Below are 24142 nucleotides of genomic sequence, written 5' to 3'. Positions count from 1 at the left end.
GAGGAACGAAGTTTAGTTTTCGGTTTTACTTAATGTTATTCCTTATACCATTGTGAGTACATCAAATAATTGTGAGCAATCTTCTGATTCAGTTCTTTGGCTTGTTCAGGATCTACCTTTTTAATGAATTTCGCGGGTACCCCTCCCCAAATGCTTCCCGGCTCAATGATGGTATTGCTTAATACCAGCGAACCGGCGGCAACGATTGCTCCTTCGCCAACTACGACGTGATCCAGGACGGTTGACCCCATCCCTACCAATGCATAATTTTTGATGGTCGCCCCATGAATGGTAACATTATGCCCTACGGATACGTGATCGCCAATTTCAATAGTCGATTTCTGATATAACGTATGCAAGACACTTCCATCCTGAATGTTGACACCATTGCCGATTCGTATGGAGTTGACGTCACCTCTTAATACCGTATTAAACCAAATGCTACAATCATTTCCTATTTTTACATCTCCTATAATAGTTGCATTATCTGCGAGGAAGCAGTTTTCTCCGATTTCGGGAGTAAAACCCCGTACTGATTTAATTAAAGCCATATAATATTTGTTTCTAATAAAGTTTTTTATTTAATGCAGTTCTATGTTGTACGACACCCGGGTGTCGTGATGTATGAGACCCGGGTCTTGAGCAGTCTGACACCCGGGTGTTGGTATGCTTGACACCCGGGTGTCAGACAAGTTCTTTTTAAAGGGAAGCAGTTGCCTCTTGTAACCAAACTTTTTCTTCTTCGTTAAGATCCGGTGACAACTTCTCGTAGACAGTCTGATGGTAATTGTTTAACCATTCAATTTCTTCATTTGTCAGCATCTCCTTGATGATCCCTTTTTTACAGATTGGGCATAAAGTGATAGTTTCAAACTTAAGATATTCTCCAAACATTCCCTCTCCATCTTTGCAAACCAACGTCAGGTTTTCCGTACGTATCCCGTGACTGCCTGCTTTATAAACGCCAGGCTCATTGGAGGTAACCATACCGGGCTGCAAAATGACAGGATTCTCATTCATGCGAATGCTTTGTGGACCTTCGTGTACACTCAGGAAATGTCCGACGCCATGTCCTGTGCCATGAAGAAAATTCATTCTGTGTTTCCAGATAGGCATACGGGCTAGTACATCGAGCTGGGCTCCACGGGTTCCGGCAGGGAATTTAGCCATAGCCAACGCGATGTGTCCTTTTAATATAAGAGTATAGTCCGTTTTTTCTTCTTCTGTAAGTTCACCTAAGGCAATGGTCCGGGTGATGTCAGTGGTTCCGTCCAGATATTGGGCTCCTGAATCTAAGAGTAAAAATCCTCTGGACTGAAGAGTTGCGTCGCTTTCCGGGGTAGCCGAATAATGTACGATTGCCCCGTGCTCTTTATATCCTGCGATCGTGTCGAAACTTTCTCCCATGTAGAGAGGCTGTGCAGCTCTAAACTCATGCAGCTTTTTATCTATACTTAATTCTGTCTCTTTTTCGGTAGGTACGGATTCTTCCAGCCATTTGAGGAATTTAACAAGTGCTACTCCATCCCGTTGCATGGCAGAATGGATGCCGGCAATTTCCTGCTCATTGCGAATCGCTTTCAATAATGCGACAGGCGACTCGCCACGAAGAATAGAACATTGCGGGTTAATGGATGAATAAATAGAATAATTCGTTTTTCGTGGGTCAATCAGAATGTTTTTTCCCGGGAAAGAATTTAGGAATATCTCTACCTCATCATACTTCTGTACTCCAATCTGTCGCTCCTTTAGATAAGTCTCTACCTCTGCCGTCACTTTCTCCGGTGAGATAAAATAAGTCACTTCATCCTGTGTGATTAATAGGTAACTTACTATAACCGGATTGCAATGTACATCGTTTCCTCGTAAATTGAGAGTCCATGCGATCTCGTCGAGCGCGGATATGAATAAAGCATAGACACCTTTCTTTTTTAACTCCGCACGGATGGCGGATATTTTCTCTTCACAGCTTTTTCCTGCATATTTGATATCATGAATAAAGGCAGGAGAATCAGGCATGGCAGGACGGTCTTTCCAAATGCTTCTCAATGGATCTCCAAATATGTCGACCTGTAACTGATGTACTGCCAGTTCTTCTTTCATCTGTTCGACCTGTTGCACAGAGAACATTTTCCCATCAATACTTACAGATTCTCCGGGTTTTAAGTGTTGGCAGAGAAATTCTGTAATACTGGGAGTTTCCGGCAACATCTCTTTATATAATGTAATGCCGCTGCCCTCCAATTCCTCCGTAGCTTGTAAAAAGTAACGTGAATCGGTCCATAATCCTGCTTTGTCCATCAGGATAACCGCTGTTCCGGCAGAACCTGTAAAACCGGAAATCCACTCGCGTGACATCCAGTGGGGAGCCACATATTCGCTAAGATGAGGGTCGGTGCTGGGAATAATGAACGCTTTGATAGAATTGGGATGAAAGGTCATGCGCAGTGCATGCACTCGCTCTTTTATGCTCTGTTTCATACTTTATTATATTATTATAGACATGTAAGTGTTTCAAAGGTACTAACTTTCTGCGTTTAATGACTTGTTTATGAATAGTTTTTGAGAAATATTTGCCGAAAGTTTTGTGAATAAAGAAAGTATGTGTAATTTTGCGGCGCAATTTGACTGCGGAATTTTTTAATCATAACATATTAATAGTAACAAAATGATTGTAGTACCTGTAAAAGAAGGCGAAAACATTGAAAAAGCGCTGAAGAAGTTCAAAAGAAAATTTGAAAAGACTGGCATTGTAAAAGAGTTGAGAAGCAGACAACAGTTTGACAAACCGTCTGTAACTAAAAGACTTAAGAAAGAACGTGCAGTTTATGTACAACAACTTCAGCAAGTAGAAGATTAATAATTCGTAAATTCCTTTGAATTATTGAATTCTTTTCATACATTCGTTGCACGATTTTAGATGTAGCGATATTATGTTGATAGAATCTTTTCTTGATTATCTCCAGTATGAGCGGAACTATTCTGAAAAAACCGTTCTTGCGTACGGTGAAGATATAAAGCAACTGCAGGAGTTTGCTCAGGAAGAGTATGGAAAATTTAATCCGTTAGAGGTCGAGGCGGAACTGATTCGTGAATGGATTGTTTCATTGATGGATAAAGGATATACCTCAACTTCTGTAAATCGTAAGCTAAGTTCACTCCGAACGTTTTACAAGTATCTCTTGAGGCAGGGAGAAACGACTATAGATCCTTTACGTAAAATAAAAGGGCCTAAAAACAAAAAGCCGTTACCTGTGTTCTTAAAAGAGAACGAAATGAATCGGTTGTTGGATGAAACGGACTTTGGTGAAGGATTTAAAGGCTGTCGGGATCGGTTGATTATTGAAGTGTTTTATGCTACCGGCATAAGGCTTTCGGAACTGATAGGCTTGGACGATAAGGATGTAGATTTTTCGGGCTCTCTTCTAAAAGTGACCGGGAAAAGAAACAAGCAACGGCTGATTCCGTTTGGTGACGAACTGCGGGAGTTGATGCTTGAGTATATTAATGTAAGAAACGAAATGATTCCGGAAAGGTCGGATGCTTTCTTTATTAGAGAGAACGGTGAACGGCTTTACAAGAATCTAGTCTATAATTTAGTGAAACGGAACCTGTCAAAGGTGGCGACGTTGAAGAAAAAGAGTCCTCACGTGTTGAGGCATACTTTTGCTACCACAATGCTGAACAATGAAGCAGAATTGGGGGCGGTAAAAGAACTTTTGGGTCACGAGAGCATAACAACTACCGAGATCTACACACATGCCACATTTGAAGAACTTAAAAAAGTGTATAAACAAGCTCATCCAAGAGCTTAAAAAAAAGGAGGTAAGTATGGATATTAGAATTCAATCAATTCACTTTGATGCGTCGGAGCAATTGCAGGCATTTATTCAGAAGAAAGTGTCCAAGTTGGAAAAATATTACGAAGATATAAAGAAAGTAGAGGTGTCATTAAAGGTAGTTAAACCAGAAGTTGCTGAAAACAAGGAAGCGGGCATTAAAATATTGATCCCAAATGGAGAGTTTTATGCAAGCAAAGTATGTGATACATTTGAAGAAGCAATTGATTTGGATGTGGAAGCGCTCGGGAAACAGCTGGTTAAATACAAGGAAAAGCAACGTAGTAAATAAAAAAATCCCAAATATTTTGCGGGAAAGAAATAAATAACTAAATTTGCAGCCGTTTCGCTCGCGTTAGAACGTGGCGGTTGCATTTTTTTAGTAAGTTTGCCTCTTTAGCTCAGTTGGCCAGAGCACGTGATTTGTAATCTCGGGGTCGTTGGTTCGAATCCGACAAGAGGCTCAAAAAGAAACCGAAGAACAAAGATAGAACATCTGTCTTTATCATATTGTTTGAAAATAGTTCTTCAATTTCTTGATTTAGAAAAGGGCAAATACCAGAGTGGCCAAATGGGGCAGACTGTAAATCTGCTGGCTTACGCCTTCGGTGGTTCGAATCCATCTTTGCCCACAATCAGAGTGACAACTTTGGCAAGAATGCGGAAGTAGCTCAGTTGATAGAGCATTAGCCTTCCAAGCTGAGGGTCGCGGGTTTGAGCCCCGTCTTCCGCTCTCTTTTCTTGCTGTTATAGCTCAGTGGTAGAGCACTTCCTTGGTAAGGAAGAGGTCCCGGGTTCAAATCCCGGTAACAGCTCATAAAGGATGTAAATGCTGATTATTAATCAAATAAATAACAAGTAAAGCTATGGCTAAAGAGAAATTTGAACGTACCAAACCGCACGTAAACATTGGTACAATCGGTCACGTAGACCACGGTAAGACAACGTTGACAGCTGCTATCACTACTGTGTTGGCAAAGAAAGGTCTTTCAGAATTGCGTTCTTTCGATTCTATCGACAACGCTCCTGAAGAAAAAGAAAGAGGTATTACTATCAATACTTCTCACGTTGAATATCAAACAGCTAACCGTCACTATGCACACGTAGACTGCCCGGGTCACGCCGACTACGTAAAGAACATGGTAACTGGTGCTGCTCAGATGGACGGTGCTATCATCGTTTGTGCTGCAACTGATGGTCCGATGCCTCAAACTCGCGAACACATCCTGTTGGCTCGTCAGGTAAACGTACCTCGTCTGGTTGTATTCTTGAACAAGTGCGATATGGTAGACGACGAAGAAATGTTGGAACTCGTTGAAATGGAAATGAGAGAACTTCTTTCATTCTATGATTTCGATGGTGACAATACTCCTATCATCCGTGGTTCTGCTCTTGGCGCATTGAACGGTGTTGAAAAATGGGAAGATAAAGTTATGGAACTGATGGATGCAGTTGATAACTGGATTCCACTGCCTCCGCGCGATGTTGATAAACCATTCTTGATGCCGGTTGAAGACGTGTTCTCTATCACAGGTCGTGGTACTGTAGCAACAGGTCGTATCGAAACTGGTGTTATCCACGTTGGTGATGAAATCGAAATCCTTGGTTTAGGTGAAGATAAGAAATCAGTTGTAACTGGTGTTGAAATGTTCCGCAAACTGTTGGATCAAGGTGAAGCTGGTGATAACGTAGGTCTTTTGCTCCGTGGTATTGACAAGAACGAAATCAAACGTGGTATGGTTCTTTGTAAACCGGGTCAGATTAAACCGCACTCTAAATTCAAAGCTGAGGTTTATATCTTGAAGAAAGAAGAAGGTGGTCGTCACACTCCGTTCCACAACAAATACCGTCCTCAGTTCTACTTGCGTACTATGGACTGTACAGGTGAAATCACTTTGCCGGAAGGAACAGAAATGGTAATGCCGGGTGATAACGTAACTATTACAGTTGAGTTGATCTACCCAGTAGCATTGAACCCGGGTCTTCGTTTCGCTATCCGCGAAGGTGGACGTACGGTAGGTGCTGGTCAGATTACTGAAATTATCGACTAATACACAATAATTAATCAGTTCCCGGTTTTCCATCGGGAACTGATTATGTACACACGGGAGTAGCTCAGTTGGTAGAGCACCGGTCTCCAAAACCGGGTGTCGGGAGTTCGAGCCTCTCCTCCCGTGCTAATATTATTGAAATGAAAAAGGTAATAGCTTATATTAAAGAATCTTACGACGAACTTGTACATAAAGTATCGTGGCCTACGTATTCTGAACTTGCTAACAGTGCAGTAGTTGTTTTATATGCTTCCCTGCTTATTGCATTGGTAGTATGGGGTATGGATGTCTGTTTCCAGAACTTCATGGAAAAAATCGTTTATCCACATTAAAAAATTAGGAATTGAAAATGGCTGAGATTGAAAAGAAATGGTACGTTCTGCGTGCTATTAGTGGAAAAGAAGCTAAGGTAAAGGAATATCTTGAAGCTGATCTTAAGAACAGTGACCTTGGTGAATATGTATCTCAGGTATTGATTCCTACTGAAAAAGTTTACCAGGTTCGCAATGGTAAAAAAATTGTGAAGGAAAGAAGTTATCTTCCTGGCTACGTTTTAGTGGAGGCTGCTTTGGTTGGTGAGGTCGCTCATCACCTGCGCAATACTCCGAATGTGATAGGCTTTTTAGGTGGTTCCGAAAAACCGGTGCCTCTCAGACAATCAGAAGTGAATCGTATACTTGGTACAGTGGACGAACTGCAGGAAACGGGTGAAGAGCTCAATATTCCGTATGTAGTGGGAGAAACTGTAAAAGTTACTTTTGGACCTTTCAGCGGATTCAGTGGCATCATTGAAGAAGTGAATAGTGAAAAAAAGAAACTAAAGGTCATGGTAAAGATATTCGGGCGCAAAACGCCGCTTGAATTGGGCTTTATGCAAGTGGAAAAGGAATAACGCGGAATTGTTACGCTGTTGTTGTTCTTCGTTTAATGTTTATATATAAATCAATAAAAAAATGGCTAAAGAAGTTGCTGGACTAATCAAGTTACAGATTAAAGGAGGCGCTGCAAATCCATCACCTCCCGTTGGACCTGCTTTGGGTTCTAAGGGTATTAATATCATGGAATTTTGCAAGCAATTCAATGCCAGAACCCAAGACAAAGCAGGTAAGATTTTACCTGTTATCATTACTTACTACGCAGATAAGTCTTTCGATTTTGTAATCAAGACTCCTCCCGTTGCTATTCAATTACTTGAAGTAGCTAAGGTAAAGAGTGGTTCTGCTGAGCCTAACCGTAAGAAAGTTGCCGAGCTTACTTGGGAACAGGTTCGTACGATTGCTCAGGACAAAATGGTTGACTTAAACTGTTTTACTGTGGAAGCTGCCATGAGAATGGTTGCAGGTACAGCTAGAAGTATGGGTATCGCTGTAAAAGGGGAGTTCCCGGTTAATAATTAATAAACTTCAATTGTAATGGGTAAACTGACAAAAAATCAAAAGTTAGCTGCAGAAAAGATTGAAGCAGGGAAAGCATACTCACTGAAAGAAGCTGCATCTTTGGTAAAAGAAATCACTTTTACTAAGTTTGATGCTTCACTGGATATTGATGTACGTTTAGGTGTTGATCCACGTAAAGCTAACCAGATGGTGAGAGGTGTTGTTTCACTTCCTCATGGTACTGGTAAAGAAGTACGTGTATTGGTACTTTGTACACCGGATGCTGAAGCTGCTGCAAAAGAAGCTGGTGCTGACTACGTTGGTCTTGACGAATATATTGAAAAGATCAAAGGTGGATGGACTGATATTGATGTAATCATCACTATGCCATCTATCATGGGTAAAATTGGTGCGCTCGGTCGTGTACTCGGTCCTCGTGGATTGATGCCGAACCCTAAGAGTGGTACTGTAACTATGGATGTTGCTAAGGCTGTAAAAGAAGTAAAACAAGGTAAAATTGACTTTAAAGTTGATAAGAGCGGTATCGTTCACACTTCTATCGGTAAGGTATCATTCAGTCCTGATCAGATTCGCGATAACGCGAAAGAGTTCATCTCTACTCTGAACAAACTGAAACCGACCGCAGCAAAGGGTACATATATTAAGAGTATTTATCTTTCTAGTACAATGAGTGCGGGTATTAAAATCGACCCGAAATCAGTGGATGAAATCTAATAAAACAGAGAAATAATGAGAAAGGAAGATAAAAGTACGATTATAGAGCAAATTGCTGCTACAGTAAAGGAATATGGTCACTTCTACTTGGTAGACGTTACAGCTATGAACGCTGCTGCTACCAGTGCATTGAGAAGAGATTGTTTTAAATCAGACATCAAATTGATGTTGGTTAAAAACACGCTGCTTCACAAAGCACTTGAAAGCTTGGAAGAAGACTTCTCACCTCTTTACGGTTCTTTGAAAGGTACTACTGCTGTTATGTTTAGCAATACTGCAAACGTTCCTGCTAAGTTAATCAAAGACAAAGCGAAAGACGGTATTCCCGGACTGAAAGCTGCATATGCAGAAGAAAGCTTCTACATTGGTGCTGATCAATTGGATGCTCTCGTTTCAATCAAGAGTAAGAATGAAGTTATCGCCGATATCGTTGCCCTGTTGCAATCTCCGGCCAAGAATGTTATTTCTGCTCTTCAATCAGGTGGTAACACCCTTCACGGAGTTCTCAAGACTCTTGGTGAACGTCCCGAATAATTTTCAAAAATCAACAAAGTATTTAAACAATTAAAATCATACAAAAAATGGCAGATTTGAAAGCTTTTGCAGAACAATTAGTTAACTTGACAGTAAAAGAAGTTAATGAACTTGCAACTATCCTTAAAGAAGAATACGGTATTGAACCTGCTGCTGCAGCTGTAGCTGTTGCTGCTGGTCCTGCAGCTGGTGCTGCTGCCGCAGAAGAAAAAACTTCTTTCGACGTAGTATTGAAGAGCGCTGGTGCAGCTAAACTTCAAGTAGTTAAGGCCGTTAAGGAAGCTTGTGGTCTTGGTTTGAAAGAAGCTAAAGACTTGGTAGACGGTGCTCCTAGCACAGTAAAAGAAGGTTTGGCTAAAGACGAAGCAGAATCATTGAAGAAAACATTGGAAGAAGCTGGAGCTGAAGTTGAACTTAAATAACATTGGCCTGGTAATCAGGTAATTCGGTTAGGAATCCTTCACAAGAGGATTCTTAACCTTTTTGTGTATATATTTCAAATTAAGTTCTCCAAATTCATTGACAGATGTCTTCAAATACTGTAAATCAAAGAGTTAATTTTGCTTCGACTAAGAATCCGCTAGAATACCCGGATTTCCTGGAAGTACAATTGAAGTCATTCCAAGACTTTCTACAATTAGATACCCCACCTGAAAAGCGCAAGAATGAGGGATTGTATAAAGTATTTGCTGAAAACTTCCCTATTGCCGATACAAGAAACAATTTTGTTCTTGAGTTTCTGGACTATTATATTGATCCGCCGCGCTATACCATTGATGATTGTATAGAGCGTGGGCTTACTTATAGTGTTCCCTTAAAAGCGAAACTTAAGCTTTACTGTACGGACCCCGATCATGAGGATTTTGATACAGTGATTCAGGACGTATTCCTCGGCCCGATTCCTTATATGACTGATAAGGCTACTTTCGTCATTAACGGTGCCGAACGCGTAGTTGTGTCACAGCTTCACCGTTCTCCGGGTGTGTTCTTCGGTCAGAGTGTACATGCCAATGGTACGAAACTTTATTCGGCTCGTATTATTCCGTTTAAGGGTTCGTGGATTGAGTTTGCTACTGACATCAATAATGTGATGTACGCATACATCGACCGTAAGAAGAAATTGCCGGTAACTACATTGTTGCGTGCAATTGGCTTCGAGAATGACAAAGATATTCTTGAGATTTTCAACCTTGCAGAAGATGTGAAGGTTAACAAGACAAATCTGAAGAAGGTGTTAGGTCGTAAACTGGCTGCACGTGTCTTGAAAACATGGATTGAAGATTTCGTTGATGAAGATACCGGTGAAGTGGTTTCTATTGAGCGTAACGAAGTTATTATCGACCGTGAAACCGTACTGGAAGAGGTACATATTGATGAAATTTTGGAGTCGGGAGTTCAGAACATCCTTTTACATAAGGATGAACCGAATCAGTCCGATTTCTCTATCATATATAATACCTTGCAGAAGGACCCGAGTAACTCGGAAAAAGAAGCTGTGTTGTATATCTACCGTCAATTGCGTAATGCCGATCCGGCTGATGACGCAAGTGCAAGGGAGGTTATCAACAACTTGTTCTTCTCAGAAAAACGATATGACCTTGGTGATGTAGGTCGTTACAGAATCAACAAAAAGTTGAATCTGACGACTGATATGGACGTGCGTGTCCTCACGAAGGAAGATATTATTGAAATCATCAAATATCTGATTGAGTTGATAAACTCAAAAGCAGATGTGGATGATATTGACCACTTGAGTAACCGTCGTGTACGTACTGTCGGTGAACAGCTTTCTAATCAGTTTGCTGTTGGTCTGGCTCGTATGTCTCGTACGATTCGTGAACGTATGAATGTTCGTGACAATGAAGTGTTTACTCCGATTGATTTGATTAATGCGAAGACGATTTCTTCAGTAATCAACTCATTCTTTGGAACAAACGCATTGTCTCAGTTCATGGACCAGACAAACCCGCTGGCTGAAATTACGCACAAACGTCGTATGTCTGCCCTTGGTCCTGGTGGTCTTTCCCGTGAACGTGCCGGATTTGAGGTTCGTGACGTTCACTACACACACTATGGTCGTCTTTGTCCGATTGAGACTCCTGAAGGTCCGAATATCGGTTTGATTTCTTCATTGTGTGTATTTGCTAAAATTAATGAGCTAGGATTCATTGAAACTCCCTACCGCAAGGTGGAAAATGGAAAAGTGGATCTTTCTGATAACGGTCTGATTTATCTGACTGCTGAAGAAGAGGAAGAAAAGGTTATTGCGCAGGGAAATGCTCCGTTGAATGACGATGGTACATTCGTACTTAATAGAGTTAAGTCTCGTCAAGATGCAGATTTCCCGGTTGTAGAACCATCTGAAGTTGACTTGATGGACGTTGCTCCTCAACAGATCGCATCTATTGCAGCTTCTTTGATTCCATTCTTGGAACATGATGATGCTAACCGTGCATTGATGGGATCGAACATGATGCGCCAGGCGGTTCCTTTGTTGAGAAGTGAAGCTCCGATCGTAGGTACAGGTATCGAACGTCAGTTGGTAAGAGACTCTCGTACGCAGATTACTGCAGAAGGCGATGGTGTGGTTGACTATGTGGATGCTACTACTATCCGTATTTTGTATGACCGTACGGAAGACGAAGAATTTGTAAGTTTTGAACCTGCTTTGAAGGAATATAGAATACCTAAGTTCCGTAAGACTAACCAGAACATGACGATTGACTTGCGTCCGATTTGTGACAAGGGCCAGCGTGTGAAGAAAGGTGATATCTTGACTGAAGGCTATTCTACTGAAAAAGGTGAATTGGCATTGGGTAAGAACCTGTTGGTTGCTTACATGCCTTGGAAGGGTTACAACTATGAGGATGCTATCGTATTGAACGAACGTGTGGTACGCGAAGACTTGTTGACTTCGGTTCATGTAGAGGAATATTCTCTGGAAGTTCGCGAAACAAAACGTGGTATGGAAGAGTTGACTTCTGATATCCCGAATGTAAGTGAAGAAGCTACAAAAGATCTGGATGAAAATGGTATCGTAAGAATCGGTGCTCGTATCGAGCCGGGTGATATCATGATTGGTAAGATTACGCCGAAGGGTGAATCTGATCCTTCTCCGGAAGAAAAATTGCTTCGCGCTATCTTCGGTGATAAAGCAGGTGACGTGAAAGATGCTTCTTTGAAAGCTTCTCCTTCTTTGAAAGGTGTTGTGATTGATAAGAAACTTTTCTCACGTGTGATTAAGAATCGTAGCTCTAAACTCGCCGATAAAGCATTGTTGCCTAAGATTGATGACGAATTTGAATCTAAGGTAGCTGACTTGAAACGTATCCTGGTTAAGAAACTGATGATTTTGACTGAAGGTAAGGTTTCTCAAGGTGTGAAGGACTATCTGGGTGCGGAAGTAATTGCTAAAGGATCTAAGTTCAGTGCTTCTGATTTTGATTCACTTGACTTTACTTCTATTCAGTTGAGCAACTGGACGAGCGACGATCATATTAACGGTATGATTCGTGATCTGGTGATGAATTTCATTAAGAAATACAAAGAGCTGGATGCTGAATTGAAACGTAAGAAGTTTGCTATTACGATTGGTGATGAACTTCCTGCTGGTATTATCCAGATGGCAAAAGTATATATTGCTAAGAAACGTAAGATTGGTGTGGGTGATAAGATGGCAGGTCGCCACGGTAACAAGGGTATTGTATCCCGTGTTGTTCGTCAGGAAGATATGCCGTTCTTGTCAGATGGTACTCCGGTTGACATTGTGTTGAATCCGTTGGGTGTGCCTTCTCGTATGAACATTGGTCAGATTTTTGAAGCTGTACTCGGACGTGCCGGAAAAACTTTGGGCGTGAAATTCGCGACTCCTATTTTCGACGGTGCTACCATGGAGGATTTGGATCAGTGGACAGACAAGGCAGGATTGCCCCGTTACTGTAAGACTTATCTTTGTGATGGTGGTACAGGTGAGCAATTTGACCAGGCAGCTACTGTGGGTGTAACTTACATGTTGAAGTTGGGCCACATGGTTGAAGATAAAATGCATGCTCGTTCTATCGGTCCGTACTCATTGATTACTCAGCAACCTCTTGGTGGTAAAGCTCAGTTCGGTGGTCAGCGTTTCGGAGAAATGGAGGTTTGGGCACTCGAAGGTTTCGGCGCTGCTCATATCTTGCAAGAGATCTTGACTATCAAATCTGATGACGTGGTAGGACGTTCGAAGGCTTATGAAGCAATTGTGAAAGGTGAACCGATGCCGCAACCTGGTATTCCGGAATCCTTGAACGTATTGTTACACGAGTTGAGAGGTTTAGGTTTGAGTATCAACCTAGAATAAAATAATGAAAGAATGTGAGATGTCAATACACCGATGAAGGTCTGTTGGCATCCGCACTTTTTTCAATTTCCAATGATTCAATTATCAAATCTCAATTATATAGAGTATGGCTTTTAGAAAAGAAAATAAGACGAAAAGTAATTTCTCGAAGATCTCAATTGGTCTGGCTTCTCCGGAAGAAATCCTTGAGAATTCGAGTGGTGAAGTTTTGAAGCCTGAAACCATTAATTACCGTACGTACAAACCCGAACGCGACGGTTTGTTCTGCGAGCGCATCTTTGGTCCTATCAAGGATTATGAATGTCATTGCGGTAAATATAAGCGTATCCGTTATAAAGGTATCGTCTGCGACCGTTGTGGTGTGGAAGTTACTGAAAAGAAAGTGCGCCGTGAACGTATGGGACATATCCAGCTGGTTGTGCCGGTGGCTCACATCTGGTATTTCCGTTCGCTTCCTAATAAAATCGGTTACTTGCTCGGATTACCGACAAAGAAACTGGATTCGATTATATACTACGAACGTTATGTTGTTATTCAGCCGGGTGTGAAAGCTGAAGATGGCGTAGCCGAATATGATTTGCTTTCTGAAGAAGAATATCTGGATATCCTGGATACACTTCCGAAAGACAATCAATATCTTGAAGATAATGATCCGAACAAATTTGTTGCAAAGATGGGTGCTGAAGCTATCTATGATTTGCTGGCTCGTCTGGATCTGGATGCTTTATCTTACGAATTGCGTCACCGTGCCGGTAACGATGCGTCTCAGCAACGTAAGAACGAAGCTTTGAAACGTCTTCAGGTAGTAGAATCGTTCCGTGCATCACGTGGACGTAACAAACCGGAATGGATGATCGTACGTATTGTTCCGGTTATTCCGCCCGAACTTCGTCCATTGGTTCCGTTGGATGGTGGCCGTTTTGCTACATCTGACTTAAACGACCTTTATCGTCGTGTGATTATCCGTAACAACCGTCTGAAACGACTGATTGAAATCAAGGCTCCCGAAGTGATCTTGCGTAATGAAAAACGTATGCTTCAGGAATCTGTCGATTCTTTGTTTGATAACTCACGTAAGTCAAGTGCTGTGAAGACAGACGCCAACCGTCCGTTGAAGTCATTGTCTGACAGTTTGAAAGGTAAACAAGGACGTTTCCGTCAGAACTTGCTGGGTAAACGTGTTGACTACTCTGCTCGTTCGGTAATCGTCGTTGGTCCGGAATTGAAAATGGGTGAATGCGGTATTCCTAAATTGATGGCTGCCGAATTGTACAAGCCGTTTATTATCCGCAAACTCATCGAACGTGGTATCGTAAAGACTGTTAAGTCTGCAAAGAAAATCGTTGACCGCAAAGAACCGGTGATTTGGGATATTCTGGAACATGTGATGAAGGGACACCCGGTACTGTTGAACCGTGCTCCGACATTGCACCGTTTGGGTATTCAGGCTTTCCAGCCTAAAATGATCGAAGGTAAAGCTATTCAGTTGCACCCGTTGGCATGTACGGCATTCAATGCCGACTTTGACGGTGACCAGATGGCTGTTCACTTGCCTTTGAGTAATGAAGCAATTCTTGAAGCACAAATGTTGATGCTTCAATCACATAATATCTTGAATCCGGCAAACGGCGCTCCTATTACTGTGCCTGCACAGGATATGGTTCTTGGTTTGTACTATATTACCAAGTTGCGTGCCGGTGCAAAAGGTGAAGGTTTGACATTCTACGGACCGGAAGAAGCGTTGATCGCTTACAATGAAGGCAAGGTAGATATTCATGCTCCGGTGAAGGTTATCGTAAAAGACGTTGATGAAAATGGTAACATTGTAGACGTAATGCGCGAAACTTCTGTAGGACGTGTGATTGTGAATGAAATCGTTCCGCCTGAAGCTGGTTATATCAATACAATTATCTCTAAGAAATCTCTTCGTGATATTATTAGTGATGTAATTAAGGTATGTGGTGTGGCTAAGGCTGCCGACTTCCTGGATGGAATCAAGAATTTAGGTTATCAGATGGCGTTCAAGGGTGGTTTGTCATTCAACTTGGGTGATATTATCATTCCGAAGGAGAAAGAAACTTTGGTACAGAAAGGTTACGACGAAGTTGAACAGGTCGTAAACAACTATAACATGGGTTTCATTACCAATAACGAACGTTACAATCAGGTAATCGATATTTGGACACATGTGAACTCCGAGTTGTCTAATATCCTGATGAAGACTATTTCTTCGGATGATCAGGGTTTCAACTCTGTATATATGATGCTTGATTCTGGTGCTCGTGGTTCTAAAGAACAGATTCGTCAGTTGTCAGGTATGCGTGGTTTGATGGCAAAACCGCAGAAAGCAGGTGCTGAAGGTGGTCAGATCATCGAGAACCCGATTTTGTCGAACTTTAAAGAAGGACTTTCGGTGTTGGAGTACTTTATCTCTACCCACGGTGCTCGTAAAGGTTTGGCGGATACCGCTTTGAAGACTGCCGATGCCGGTTATTTGACTCGTCGTCTGGTGGATGTATCACACGATGTGATTATTACAGAAGAAGACTGCGGTACACTTCGCGGATTGGTTTGTACGGACCTTAAGAATAACGATGAGGTTATTGCTACTCTGTACGAACGTATCTTAGGGCGTGTTTCCGTGCATGATATTATTCATCCTACTACAGGTGAATTGCTTGTTGCCGGTGGTGAAGAAATCACAGAAGAAGTTGCCAAGAAGATTCAGGAGTCTCCGATCGAGAGTGTTGAAATCCGTTCGGTATTGACTTGTGAAGCTAAGAAGGGTGTTTGTGCTAAATGTTACGGACGTAACCTGGCGACGAGCCGCATGGTTCAGAAGGGTGAAGCTGTCGGTGTAATCGCTGCTCAGTCTATTGGTGAGCCGGGTACACAGTTGACATTGCGTACATTCCACGCCGGTGGTACTGCTGCGAATATTGCCGCAAATGCAAGTATCGTTGCTAAAAACAGTGCACGTCTTGAATTTGAAGAATTGCGTACGGTAGATATCGTTGACGAGATGGGTGAATCAGCAAAAGTGGTAGTAGGTCGTTTGGCTGAAGTACGTTTTGTGGATGTGAATACCGGTATCGTTCTTTCTACTCATAATGTACCTTATGGTTCAACACTGTATGTAAGCGACGGTGACTTGGTAGAAAAAGGTAAGCTGATTGCTAAGTGGGACCCGTTCAACGCTGTTATTATCACAGAAGCAACTGGTAAGATCGAATTTGAGGGTGTGATTGAAAACGTTACTTATAAGGTTGAATCGGATGAAGCAACAGGTCTTCGTGAAATTATTATTATTGAATCCAAGGATAAAACCAAAGTTCCTACAGCTCATATCTTAACAGAGGACGGTGATTTGATTCGTACTTATAACTTACCGGTAGGTGGTCACGTTATCATCGAGAACGGTCAGAAGGTAAAAGCTGGTGAAGTAATCGTGAAGATTCCGCGTGCCGTAGGTAAGGCGGGTGATATCACGGGTGGTCTTCCTCGTGTTACAGAATTGTTTGAAGCTCGTAACCCGTCAAATCCGGCTGTCGTCTCTGAAATCGATGGTGAGGTGACAATGGGTAAGATCAAACGTGGTAACCGTGAAATCATCGTAACTTCTAAGACAGGTGAGGTTAAGAAATATTTGGTTGCACTGTCTAAGCAGATTCTGGTACAGGAAAATGACTATGTACGTGCTGGTACTCCGTTGTCTGACGGTGCTACTACTCCGGCAGATATCTTGGCAATCAAGGGGCCTACAGCTGTACAGGAATATATCGTGAATGAAGTTCAGGATGTATACCGCTTGCAGGGTGTGAAGATCAATGATAAACACTTTGAGATTATCGTTCGTCAGATGATGCGCAAAGTACAAATTGATGAACCGGGAGATACTCGCTTCCTCGAACAGCAAGTCGTAGACAAACTGGAATTCATGGAAGAAAATGATCGTATCTGGGGTAAGAAAGTCGTAGTGGATGCTGGTGATTCTCAAAATATGCAAGCTGGTCAGATTGTAACTGCCCGCAAGTTACGTGATGAGAACAGTATGTTGAAACGTCGTGACTTGAAACCGGTTGAGGTTCGTGACGCTGTTGCTGCTACCTCTACTCAGATCCTTCAAGGTATCACGCGTGCTGCTTTGCAAACATCAAGCTTTATGTCGGCTGCTTCCTTCCAGGAAACGACGAAAGTATTGAATGAAGCTGCTATCAACGGTAAGATCGATAAGCTTGAAGGTATGAAGGAAAATGTGATCTGTGGACACTTGATTCCTGCCGGTACCGGACAACGCGAGTTCGAAAAGCTCATCGTTGGATCAAAAGAAGAGTATGACCGTATCTTGGCTAACAAGAAAACAGTACTTGACTACAATGAAGTAGAATAAATACAATTCAATTGACTATATGAGAAGGAGCGGTTGCCAGATTGGGCAATTGCTCCTTTTTTATTTCTTTTTTACTTGCGTGTATTGCCATTAGTTTCAGGAAAAATGTGTTATTTTGCAGGATAACTTTTTAATCATATTAAATATGGAAGAACAAAATAACAACGGACAATTACAGATTGAATTGAGAGAAGAGGTAGCACAGGGAACTTATGCAAATCTTGCTATTATCACCCATTCGAGTTCTGAATTCATCCTTGACTTCGTGCGCGTAATGCCGGGCATACCGAAGGCTGGTGTGCAATCTCGCATTATTGTGGCTCCGGAGCACGCAAAACGCCTGCTGCGGGCATTAGAAGATAATATAGCAAAGTATGAGCGCGTATTCGGTCCGATTCGTACTTCAGATGAACCTTCTATTCCTCCTTTGACAGGTGTAAAAGGCGAAGCGTGAGGATGATATAAAAACATTAAAAAAGAAAAAAAAGTTGTAGCGCATTGAATATTCAAATATTATTCGTATTTTTGCAGCCCAAAATGTATAGTTACGAAATTAATATAACAATAATATAAATCAAAAAACAATTAAAATGCCTACAATTCAGCAATTAGTAAGAAAAGGACGCGAAGTGCTGGTGGAGAAAAGTAAATCTCCAGCCTTGGATTCATGTCCTCAAAGACGTGGCGTTTGCGTGAGAGTATACACTACTACTCCGAAGAAGCCGAACTCTGCAATGCGTAAAGTAGCTCGTGTACGTTTGACTAACCAAAAAGAGGTGAACTCATACATTCCGGGAGAAGGACACAACTTGCAGGAACACTCAATCGTTTTGGTACGTGGTGGTCGTGTGAAAGACCTTCCGGGTGTACGTTACCACATCGTACGTGGTACACTTGATACAGCTGGTGTTGCTGGTCGTACTCAAAGACGTTCTAAGTATGGTGCTAAGCGTCCGAAACCGGGACAAGCCGCTGCTCCTGCTAAAGGTAAGAAAAAATAAGGATTAAGACCTAATTAAAATTAAAGTAATAACTTACGTTTTAGTTTGTTGGAAATGCTAAAGGTTGAGTAAATTCTCCGGAGGGAGAGTTGAAGAAGTCAAGAAGTAGACAACCAAAAACAAAAACATTATTTTTCAAACAAATGAGAAAAGCAAAACCAAAAAAACGCCTGATTCTTCCGGATCCTGTGTTTAATGACCAAAAGGTTTCCAAGTTTGTGAACCACTTGATGTATGATGGAAAGAAAAATACATCTTATGAAATCTTTTATGCCGCTTTGGAAACGGTGAAAGCAAAACTTCCTAACGAAGAAAAATCTGCTCTCGAAATCTGGAAAAAGGCTTTGGATAATGTAACTCCGCAAGTGGAAGTGAAGTCTCGCCGTGTAGGTGGTGCTACTTTCCAAGTTCCTACTGAAATCCGTCCGGATCGTAAAGAATCAATCTCTATGAAGAATCTGATTCTGTTTGCTCGCAAAAGAGGTGGTAAATCAATGGCTGATAAGTTGGCTGCTGAAATTATGGATGCCTTCAATGAACAAGGCGGTGCATACAAGCGTAAAGAAGATATGCACAGAATGGCAGAAGCTAACCGTGCATTTGCTCATTTTAGATTCTAATACTGTAAGAAACCTAATATAAACTTAAAGTAAAGGAATTAGAAGATGGCTAAACATGATTTACATTTAACTCGTAATATCGGTATCATGGCTCACATTGATGCCGGAAAAACAACTACTTCTGAACGTATCCTGTTCTACACTGGGTTGACTCACAAAATTGGTGAAGTTCATGATGGTGCTGCTACTATGGACTGGATGGAACAGGAGCAAGAACGTGGTATCACTATTACATCTGCTGCTACAACAACAAGGTGGAAATATGCTGGTGATACTTATAAAATTAACTTAATTGACACTCCGGGACACGTTGACTTTACTGCAGAGGTGGAACGTTCATTGCGCATCCTTGATGGAGCTGTGGCTGCTTACTGTGCTGTTGGTGGCGTTGAGCCTCAATCGGAAACTGTATGGCGTCAGGCTGATAAATATAATGTTCCTCGTATTGCTTATGTAAATAAGATGGACCGCTCTGGTGCAGACTTTTTTGAGGTCGTTCGCCAGATGAAAGATGTCCTTGGAGCTAATCCATGTCCTATTGTTGTTCCTATCGGTGCTGAAGAGTCTTTCAAAGGTCTTGTTGATCTTATCAAAATGAAAGCTATCTATTGGCATGACGAAACAATGGGAGCGGATTATACTGTGGAAGAAATCCCTGCAGAACTTGTCGATGAAGCTAATGAATGGAGAGATAAGATGCTCGAAAAAGTAGCTGAATTTGATGATGCTTTGATGGAGAAATATTTCGATGATCCTTCTACTATTACTGAAGATGAAGTGTTGAGAGCTCTTCGCAATGCAACAGTTCAAATGGCTGTAGTTCCTATGCTTTGTGGATCTTCTTTTAAAAACAAAGGCGTTCAGACATTGCTTGATTATGTTTGTGCTTTCTTGCCTTCTCCACTTGATACAGAGAACGTAATAGGTACAAATCCTAATACGGGAGCTGAAGAAGATCGTAAGCCAAGTGATGATGAAAAAACATCAGCTTTGGCGTTTAAGATCGCAACTGACCCATATGTAGGTCGTTTGACTTTCTTCCGTGTTTATTCAGGTAAAATTGAGGCTGGATCTTATATTTACAACTCTCGTTCTGGTAAGAAAGAACGTGTTTCTCGTCTGTTCCAGATGCATTCTAATAAACAGAATCCGGTTGAAGTGATCGGTGCTGGTGATATAGGTGCAGGTGTAGGTTTCAAAGATATTCATACAGGGGATACTTTGTGTGATGAAACAGCTCCGATAGTTCTTGAATCTATGGACTTCCCGGAACCGGTTATTGGTATCGCTGTAGAACCCAAGACTCAGAAAGATATGGATAAACTGTCTAACGGTTTGGCTAAATTGGCTGAAGAGGATCCGACGTTTACAGTGAAAACTGATGAACAAACAGGACAGACTGTGATTTCTGGTATGGGCGAGTTGCACTTGGATATTATCATCGATCGTCTGAAGCGTGAGTTTAAAGTAGAGTGTAATCAAGGTAAACCACAGGTTAATTATAAGGAAGCTATCACTAAGACAGTTGATCTTCGTGAAGTGTATAAGAAACAGTCTGGTGGTCGTGGTAAATTTGCTGATATCATTGTTAAGATTGGTCCGGTTGATGAAGACTTTAAAGAAGGAGGTTTGCAGTTTATCGATGAAGTGAAGGGTGGTAATATTCCTAAGGAATTTATTCCTGCAGTTCAGAAAGGTTTCACAAATGCCATGAAGAATGGTGTTTTGGCTGGTTATCCGCTTGATTCATTGAAAGTTACTTTGGTTGATGGGTCATTCCACCCGGTTGACTCTGACCAGTTGTCATTCGAAATCTGTGCAATGCAAGCTTATAAGAATGCATGCGCTAAGGCAGGTCCTGTTTTGATGGAACCTATCATGAAACTGGAAGTTGTAACTCCGGAAGAAAATATGGGTGATGTTATCGGTGACTTGAATAAACGTCGTGGACAGGTTGAAGGTATGGAGTCTAGCCGTTCTGGTGCTCGTATTGTGAAAGCAATGGTTCCACTGGCAGAAATGTTTGGTTATGTAACGGCTTTACGTACTATCACTTCTGGTCGTGCAACTTCATCAATGACATACTCTCATCACGCTCAGCTTTCTTCTTCTATTGCTAAGGCTGTATTGGATGAAGTAAAAGGACGTGCTGATTTACTCTAAAATATCTAAAGTAGCAGGCTAGCGAATGACTCTTAGTCTGCTGCTTTATCTTATTATAAATGTATTAATTAAAAAAAAGTAATGAGTCAGAAAATTAGAATTAAATTGAAATCTTACGACCACAACTTGGTTGATAAATCAGCTGAGAAAATTGTAAGAACTGTAAAGGCTACAGGTGCTATTGTTAGCGGTCCAATACCTTTGCCTACGCATAAGCGTATCTTTACTGTGAACCGTTCGACTTTCGTAAACAAAAAGTCTCGTGAGCAATTTGAGCTCTCTTCTTATAAGAGATTGATCGACATCTATAGTTCAACAGCTAAGACAGTAGATGCTCTGATGAAGTTGGAATTGCCAAGTGGTGTGGAAGTAGAAATTAAAGTTTGATAATTAAAAATTAGTGAAATGCCAGGATTATTAGGAAAAAAAATCGGAATGACATCCGTTTTCAGTGCCGATGGTAAAAATGTACCATGCACTGTTATCGAAGCAGGTCCTTGTGTTGTTACTCAAGTTAAGACTGTAGAAAAAGATGGCTATGCAGCTGTTCAGTTGGGTTTCCAGGACAAAAAGGAAAAGCATACAACTAAACCGTTGATGGGACATTTTAAAAGAGCAGGAGTAACGCCGAAGAGACACTTGGCTGAGTTCAAAGAATTTGAAACAGAGTTGAATCTGGGTGATACCATTACTGTAGAACTGTTTAACGACGCTAGCTTTGTTGACGTTGTTGGTACTTCTAAAGGTAAAGGGTTTCAGGGTGTAGTAAAAAGACATGGTTTTGGTGGTGTGGGGCAAGCTACTCACGGTCAGCATAACCGCGCTCGTAAGCCGGGTTCTATCGGTGCTTGTTCTTACCCTGCAAAAGTATTCAAAGGAATGCGCATGGGTGGACAACTTGGAGGTGACAGAGTCACTGTACAAAACTTACAGGTATTAAAAGTAATCGCGGATCATAACCTTCTTTTGATTAAAGGTTCTATCCCGGGTTGCAAAGGTTCAATCGTATTAATTGAGAAATAATGGAAGTTAACGTATATAACATTAAAGGTGAAGACACTGGGAGAAAGGTTACGTTAAACGAATCTATCTTCGGAATTGAGCCCAACGACCACGCTATCTATTTGGACGTAAAACAATTTATGGCTAATCAGCGTCAGGGTACTCATAAGTCAAAAGAAAGAAGTGAAATCAGTGGTTCAACTCGTAAGATCGGTCGTCAGAAAGGTGGCGGTGGAGCACGTCGTGGTGATATGAATTCACCGGTTCTTGTGGGAGGTGCCCGCGTTTTCGGTCCGAAACCAAGAGACTACTTCTTTAAGTTGAATAAAAAAGTTAAGACACTGGCTCGTAAGTCAGCTTTGTCTTATAAAGCTCAAAACGATGCAATCGTTGTCGTTGAGGATTTCACATTTGAAGCTCCTAAGACAAAAGATTTCGTTGCAATGACAAAAAATCTTAAAGTTTCCGATAAAAAGCTACTTGTGATTTTACCGGAAGCAAATAAAAACGTATATTTGTCAGCTCGTAACATCGAGGGTGCTAATGTGCAGACTATCTCAGGATTAAATACTTACAGAGTATTGAATGCTGGGGTTATTGTGCTTACAGAAAACTCTTTGAAGGCTATTGACAATATCTTAATTTAAAAAGGAGGCTTAAATAATGGGAATTATTATTAAACCGTTGGTGACAGAGAAAATGACTGCAATTACAGATAAGCTGAATCGTTTCGGCTTTGTTGTACGTCCTGAAGCTAACAAACTGGAAATTAAGAAGGAAATTGAAGCTCTTTATAATGTTACTGTAGTTGATGTGAATACTGTGAAGTATGCTGGCAAGAATAAGAGCCGTTATACCAAAGCAGGTATCATCAATGGTCGTACGAATGCTTTCAAAAAAGCAATCGTGACATTGAAAGAAGGAGATACTATTGATTTTTATAGCAATATTTAATAAAAATGGCAGTACGTAAATTTAAGCCCACAACACCGGGGCAAAGACATAAAATTATTGGTACTTTCGAAGAAATTACTGCATCAGTACCAGAAAAGTCTCTTGTATATGGTAAGAAATCATCTGGTGGTCGTAACAACGAAGGTAAGATGACTATGCGCTACATTGGTGGCGGTCATAGAAAGGTGATTAGAATTGTTGATTTCAAGAGAAATAAGGACGGTGTTCCAGCAGTAGTTAAAACTATTGAATATGATCCGAATCGTTCGGCTCGTATCGCTTTGTTATTTTATGCTGATGGAGAAAAAAGATATATTATTGCTCCCAATGGATTGCAAGTTGGTGCGACTTTGATGTCAGGTGAAACAGCAGCGCCAGAGATTGGTAATGCTCTTCCTCTTCAAAACATTCCGGTGGGTACTGTGATTCACAATATCGAATTACGTCCGGGACAGGGTGCAGCTCTGGTTCGTTCAGCTGGAAACTTTGCTCAGTTGACTTCTCGTGAGGGTAAGTATTGTGTAATTAAGTTGCCTTCAGGTGAAGTTAGACAGATTCTTAGCACTTGTAAAGCTACTATCGGTAGTGTAGGTAACTCTGATCATGGATTGGAAAGTTCAGGTAAAGCTGGACGTTCTCGTTGGCAAGGACGTCGTCCTCGTAACCGTGGTGTTGTAATGAACCCGGTTGATCACCCGATGGGTGGTGGTGAAGGACGTGCTTCCGGAGGTCACCCAAGATCACGTAAGGGATTGTACGCTAAGGGACTTAAGACTAGAGCTCCTAAGAAACAATCGTCTAAGTACATTATTGAGAGAAGAAAAAAGTAATCTGATTAATTGAGTAAACTATGAGTCGTTCATTAAAAAAAGGTCCATATATTAACGTTAAGCTTGAAAAGAGAATTCTTGCCATGAATGAATCAGGTAAGAAAGTCGTAGTAAAGACTTGGGCCAGAGCTTCAATGATTTCGCCTGATTTTGTAGGCCATACAGTTGCAGTTCACAATGGAAATAAATTTATTCCTGTTTATGTTACCGAGAATATGGTAGGACACAAGTTGGGCGAATTTGCTCCAACTCGTACATTCAGAGGACACGCTGGTAACAAGAAAAAATAACAGGATTTATTTGAAATA

Annotated in this window: 24 protein-coding genes and 5 tRNA genes; 27 read left to right on the top strand and 2 right to left on the bottom strand. The window is 41.4% G+C overall.

Annotated elements, in window-relative coordinates; genetic code table 11:
- Positions 1–35: 35 nt before the first annotated feature.
- A complete protein-coding gene (locus GD631_RS02730) occupies positions 36–551 on the bottom strand; it encodes a gamma carbonic anhydrase family protein (RefSeq protein WP_143259189.1) in 516 nt (171 codons plus the stop codon).
- Positions 552–699: 148 nt separating this feature from the next.
- On the bottom strand, positions 700–2481 hold the full coding sequence (locus GD631_RS02725) for an aminopeptidase P family protein (RefSeq protein ID WP_143259188.1): 1782 nt from the start codon (positions 2479–2481) through the stop codon (positions 700–702).
- Between the two features lie 187 nt (positions 2482–2668).
- On the opposite strand from GD631_RS02725, the gene rpsU reads away from it, so the two are divergent.
- The 27 genes from rpsU (at position 2669) to rpsS (ending at position 24124) form a co-directional block, all read left to right on the top strand.
- The gene (gene rpsU, locus GD631_RS02720; RefSeq protein ID WP_002558090.1) at positions 2669–2860 is read left to right on the top strand and encodes a 30S ribosomal protein S21; all 192 of its coding nucleotides are present in this window, start codon (positions 2669–2671) and stop codon (positions 2858–2860) included.
- 73 nt (positions 2861–2933) lie between these two features.
- Positions 2934–3815 (top strand): tyrosine recombinase XerC, encoded by an 882-nt coding sequence (gene xerC / locus GD631_RS02715; protein ID WP_143259187.1) that lies wholly within the window; start codon positions 2934–2936, stop codon positions 3813–3815.
- A 16-nt stretch (positions 3816–3831) separates the two neighbouring features.
- Positions 3832–4131 (top strand): ribosome hibernation-promoting factor, HPF/YfiA family, encoded by a 300-nt coding sequence (gene hpf, locus GD631_RS02710; RefSeq protein ID WP_117936364.1) that lies wholly within the window; start codon positions 3832–3834, stop codon positions 4129–4131.
- A 98-nt stretch (positions 4132–4229) separates the two neighbouring features.
- Positions 4230–4303, top strand: a tRNA-Thr gene (locus GD631_RS02705).
- An 85-nt stretch (positions 4304–4388) separates the two neighbouring features.
- A tRNA-Tyr gene (locus tag GD631_RS02700) sits at positions 4389–4471 on the top strand.
- A gap of 28 nt (positions 4472–4499) precedes the next feature.
- Positions 4500–4572, top strand: a tRNA-Gly gene (locus GD631_RS02695).
- Positions 4573–4582: 10 nt separating this feature from the next.
- Positions 4583–4654, top strand: a tRNA-Thr gene (locus GD631_RS02690).
- A gap of 51 nt (positions 4655–4705) precedes the next feature.
- On the top strand, positions 4706–5890 hold the full coding sequence (tuf, locus tag GD631_RS02685; RefSeq protein WP_004307553.1) for an elongation factor Tu: 1185 nt from the start codon (positions 4706–4708) through the stop codon (positions 5888–5890).
- A gap of 53 nt (positions 5891–5943) precedes the next feature.
- Positions 5944–6016, top strand: a tRNA-Trp gene (locus GD631_RS02680).
- Positions 6017–6030: 14 nt separating this feature from the next.
- Complete coding sequence (gene secE, locus GD631_RS02675; RefSeq protein WP_004296363.1) at positions 6031–6222, top strand: preprotein translocase subunit SecE; 192 nt, start codon at positions 6031–6033, stop codon at positions 6220–6222.
- A gap of 17 nt (positions 6223–6239) precedes the next feature.
- The gene (nusG, locus tag GD631_RS02670) at positions 6240–6782 is read left to right on the top strand and encodes a transcription termination/antitermination protein NusG (protein WP_004296362.1); all 543 of its coding nucleotides are present in this window, start codon (positions 6240–6242) and stop codon (positions 6780–6782) included.
- Between the two features lie 61 nt (positions 6783–6843).
- Positions 6844–7287 (top strand): 50S ribosomal protein L11, encoded by a 444-nt coding sequence (gene rplK / locus GD631_RS02665; RefSeq protein WP_004296361.1) that lies wholly within the window; start codon positions 6844–6846, stop codon positions 7285–7287.
- A 15-nt stretch (positions 7288–7302) separates the two neighbouring features.
- On the top strand, positions 7303–8001 hold the full coding sequence (gene rplA, locus GD631_RS02660; protein ID WP_004310894.1) for a 50S ribosomal protein L1: 699 nt from the start codon (positions 7303–7305) through the stop codon (positions 7999–8001).
- A gap of 15 nt (positions 8002–8016) precedes the next feature.
- Positions 8017–8535 (top strand): 50S ribosomal protein L10, encoded by a 519-nt coding sequence (gene rplJ / locus GD631_RS02655; RefSeq protein ID WP_004310893.1) that lies wholly within the window; start codon positions 8017–8019, stop codon positions 8533–8535.
- 47 nt (positions 8536–8582) lie between these two features.
- Complete coding sequence (rplL, locus tag GD631_RS02650; RefSeq protein WP_004296358.1) at positions 8583–8957, top strand: 50S ribosomal protein L7/L12; 375 nt, start codon at positions 8583–8585, stop codon at positions 8955–8957.
- Positions 8958–9061: 104 nt separating this feature from the next.
- Positions 9062–12874: a DNA-directed RNA polymerase subunit beta gene (gene rpoB, locus GD631_RS02645; protein WP_143259186.1), complete on the top strand. Its 3813-nt coding sequence runs from the start codon at positions 9062–9064 to the stop codon at positions 12872–12874.
- Between the two features lie 106 nt (positions 12875–12980).
- Positions 12981–17264 carry a DNA-directed RNA polymerase subunit beta' gene (gene rpoC / locus GD631_RS02640; protein ID WP_143259185.1) on the top strand — a complete coding sequence of 1428 codons (4284 nt, stop codon included), beginning with the start codon at positions 12981–12983 and terminating at the stop codon, positions 17262–17264.
- 145 nt (positions 17265–17409) lie between these two features.
- Entirely contained in the window at positions 17410–17718 is a 309-nt protein-coding gene (locus GD631_RS02635) for a DUF3467 domain-containing protein (protein WP_143259184.1), read from the top strand.
- A 136-nt stretch (positions 17719–17854) separates the two neighbouring features.
- Positions 17855–18265 (top strand): 30S ribosomal protein S12, encoded by a 411-nt coding sequence (gene rpsL, locus GD631_RS02630; RefSeq protein ID WP_002558078.1) that lies wholly within the window; start codon positions 17855–17857, stop codon positions 18263–18265.
- 143 nt (positions 18266–18408) lie between these two features.
- The gene (gene rpsG, locus GD631_RS02625) at positions 18409–18885 is read left to right on the top strand and encodes a 30S ribosomal protein S7 (RefSeq protein WP_004296352.1); all 477 of its coding nucleotides are present in this window, start codon (positions 18409–18411) and stop codon (positions 18883–18885) included.
- Positions 18886–18930: 45 nt separating this feature from the next.
- Positions 18931–21048: an elongation factor G gene (fusA, locus tag GD631_RS02620; protein WP_143259183.1), complete on the top strand. Its 2118-nt coding sequence runs from the start codon at positions 18931–18933 to the stop codon at positions 21046–21048.
- 81 nt (positions 21049–21129) lie between these two features.
- Positions 21130–21435 (top strand): 30S ribosomal protein S10, encoded by a 306-nt coding sequence (rpsJ, locus tag GD631_RS02615; RefSeq protein WP_002558075.1) that lies wholly within the window; start codon positions 21130–21132, stop codon positions 21433–21435.
- Positions 21436–21453: 18 nt separating this feature from the next.
- The gene (gene rplC / locus GD631_RS02610; RefSeq protein ID WP_143259182.1) at positions 21454–22071 is read left to right on the top strand and encodes a 50S ribosomal protein L3; all 618 of its coding nucleotides are present in this window, start codon (positions 21454–21456) and stop codon (positions 22069–22071) included.
- Positions 22071–22697 carry a 50S ribosomal protein L4 gene (rplD, locus tag GD631_RS02605; RefSeq protein WP_004313456.1) on the top strand — a complete coding sequence of 209 codons (627 nt, stop codon included), beginning with the start codon at positions 22071–22073 and terminating at the stop codon, positions 22695–22697. Before rplC ends, rplD begins: the two co-directional genes overlap by 1 nt.
- Positions 22698–22713: 16 nt before the next feature.
- Positions 22714–23004, top strand: a complete 291-nt coding sequence (gene rplW, locus GD631_RS02600; protein WP_004296347.1) for a 50S ribosomal protein L23 — start codon at positions 22714–22716, stop codon at positions 23002–23004.
- A 5-nt stretch (positions 23005–23009) separates the two neighbouring features.
- Complete coding sequence (rplB, locus tag GD631_RS02595; protein ID WP_007747936.1) at positions 23010–23834, top strand: 50S ribosomal protein L2; 825 nt, start codon at positions 23010–23012, stop codon at positions 23832–23834.
- A gap of 20 nt (positions 23835–23854) precedes the next feature.
- Complete coding sequence (gene rpsS / locus GD631_RS02590) at positions 23855–24124, top strand: 30S ribosomal protein S19 (protein ID WP_007747939.1); 270 nt, start codon at positions 23855–23857, stop codon at positions 24122–24124.
- Positions 24125–24142: the final 18 nt, after the last annotated feature.

Origin of the sequence: Bacteroides luhongzhouii (assembly GCF_009193295.2) — a bacterium.
In the GTDB taxonomy this organism is placed as follows: domain Bacteria; phylum Bacteroidota; class Bacteroidia; order Bacteroidales; family Bacteroidaceae; genus Bacteroides; species Bacteroides luhongzhouii.
The sequence above is the reverse complement of the archived record's forward strand: the minus strand, read 5'-3'. Positions and strand labels throughout refer to the sequence as shown.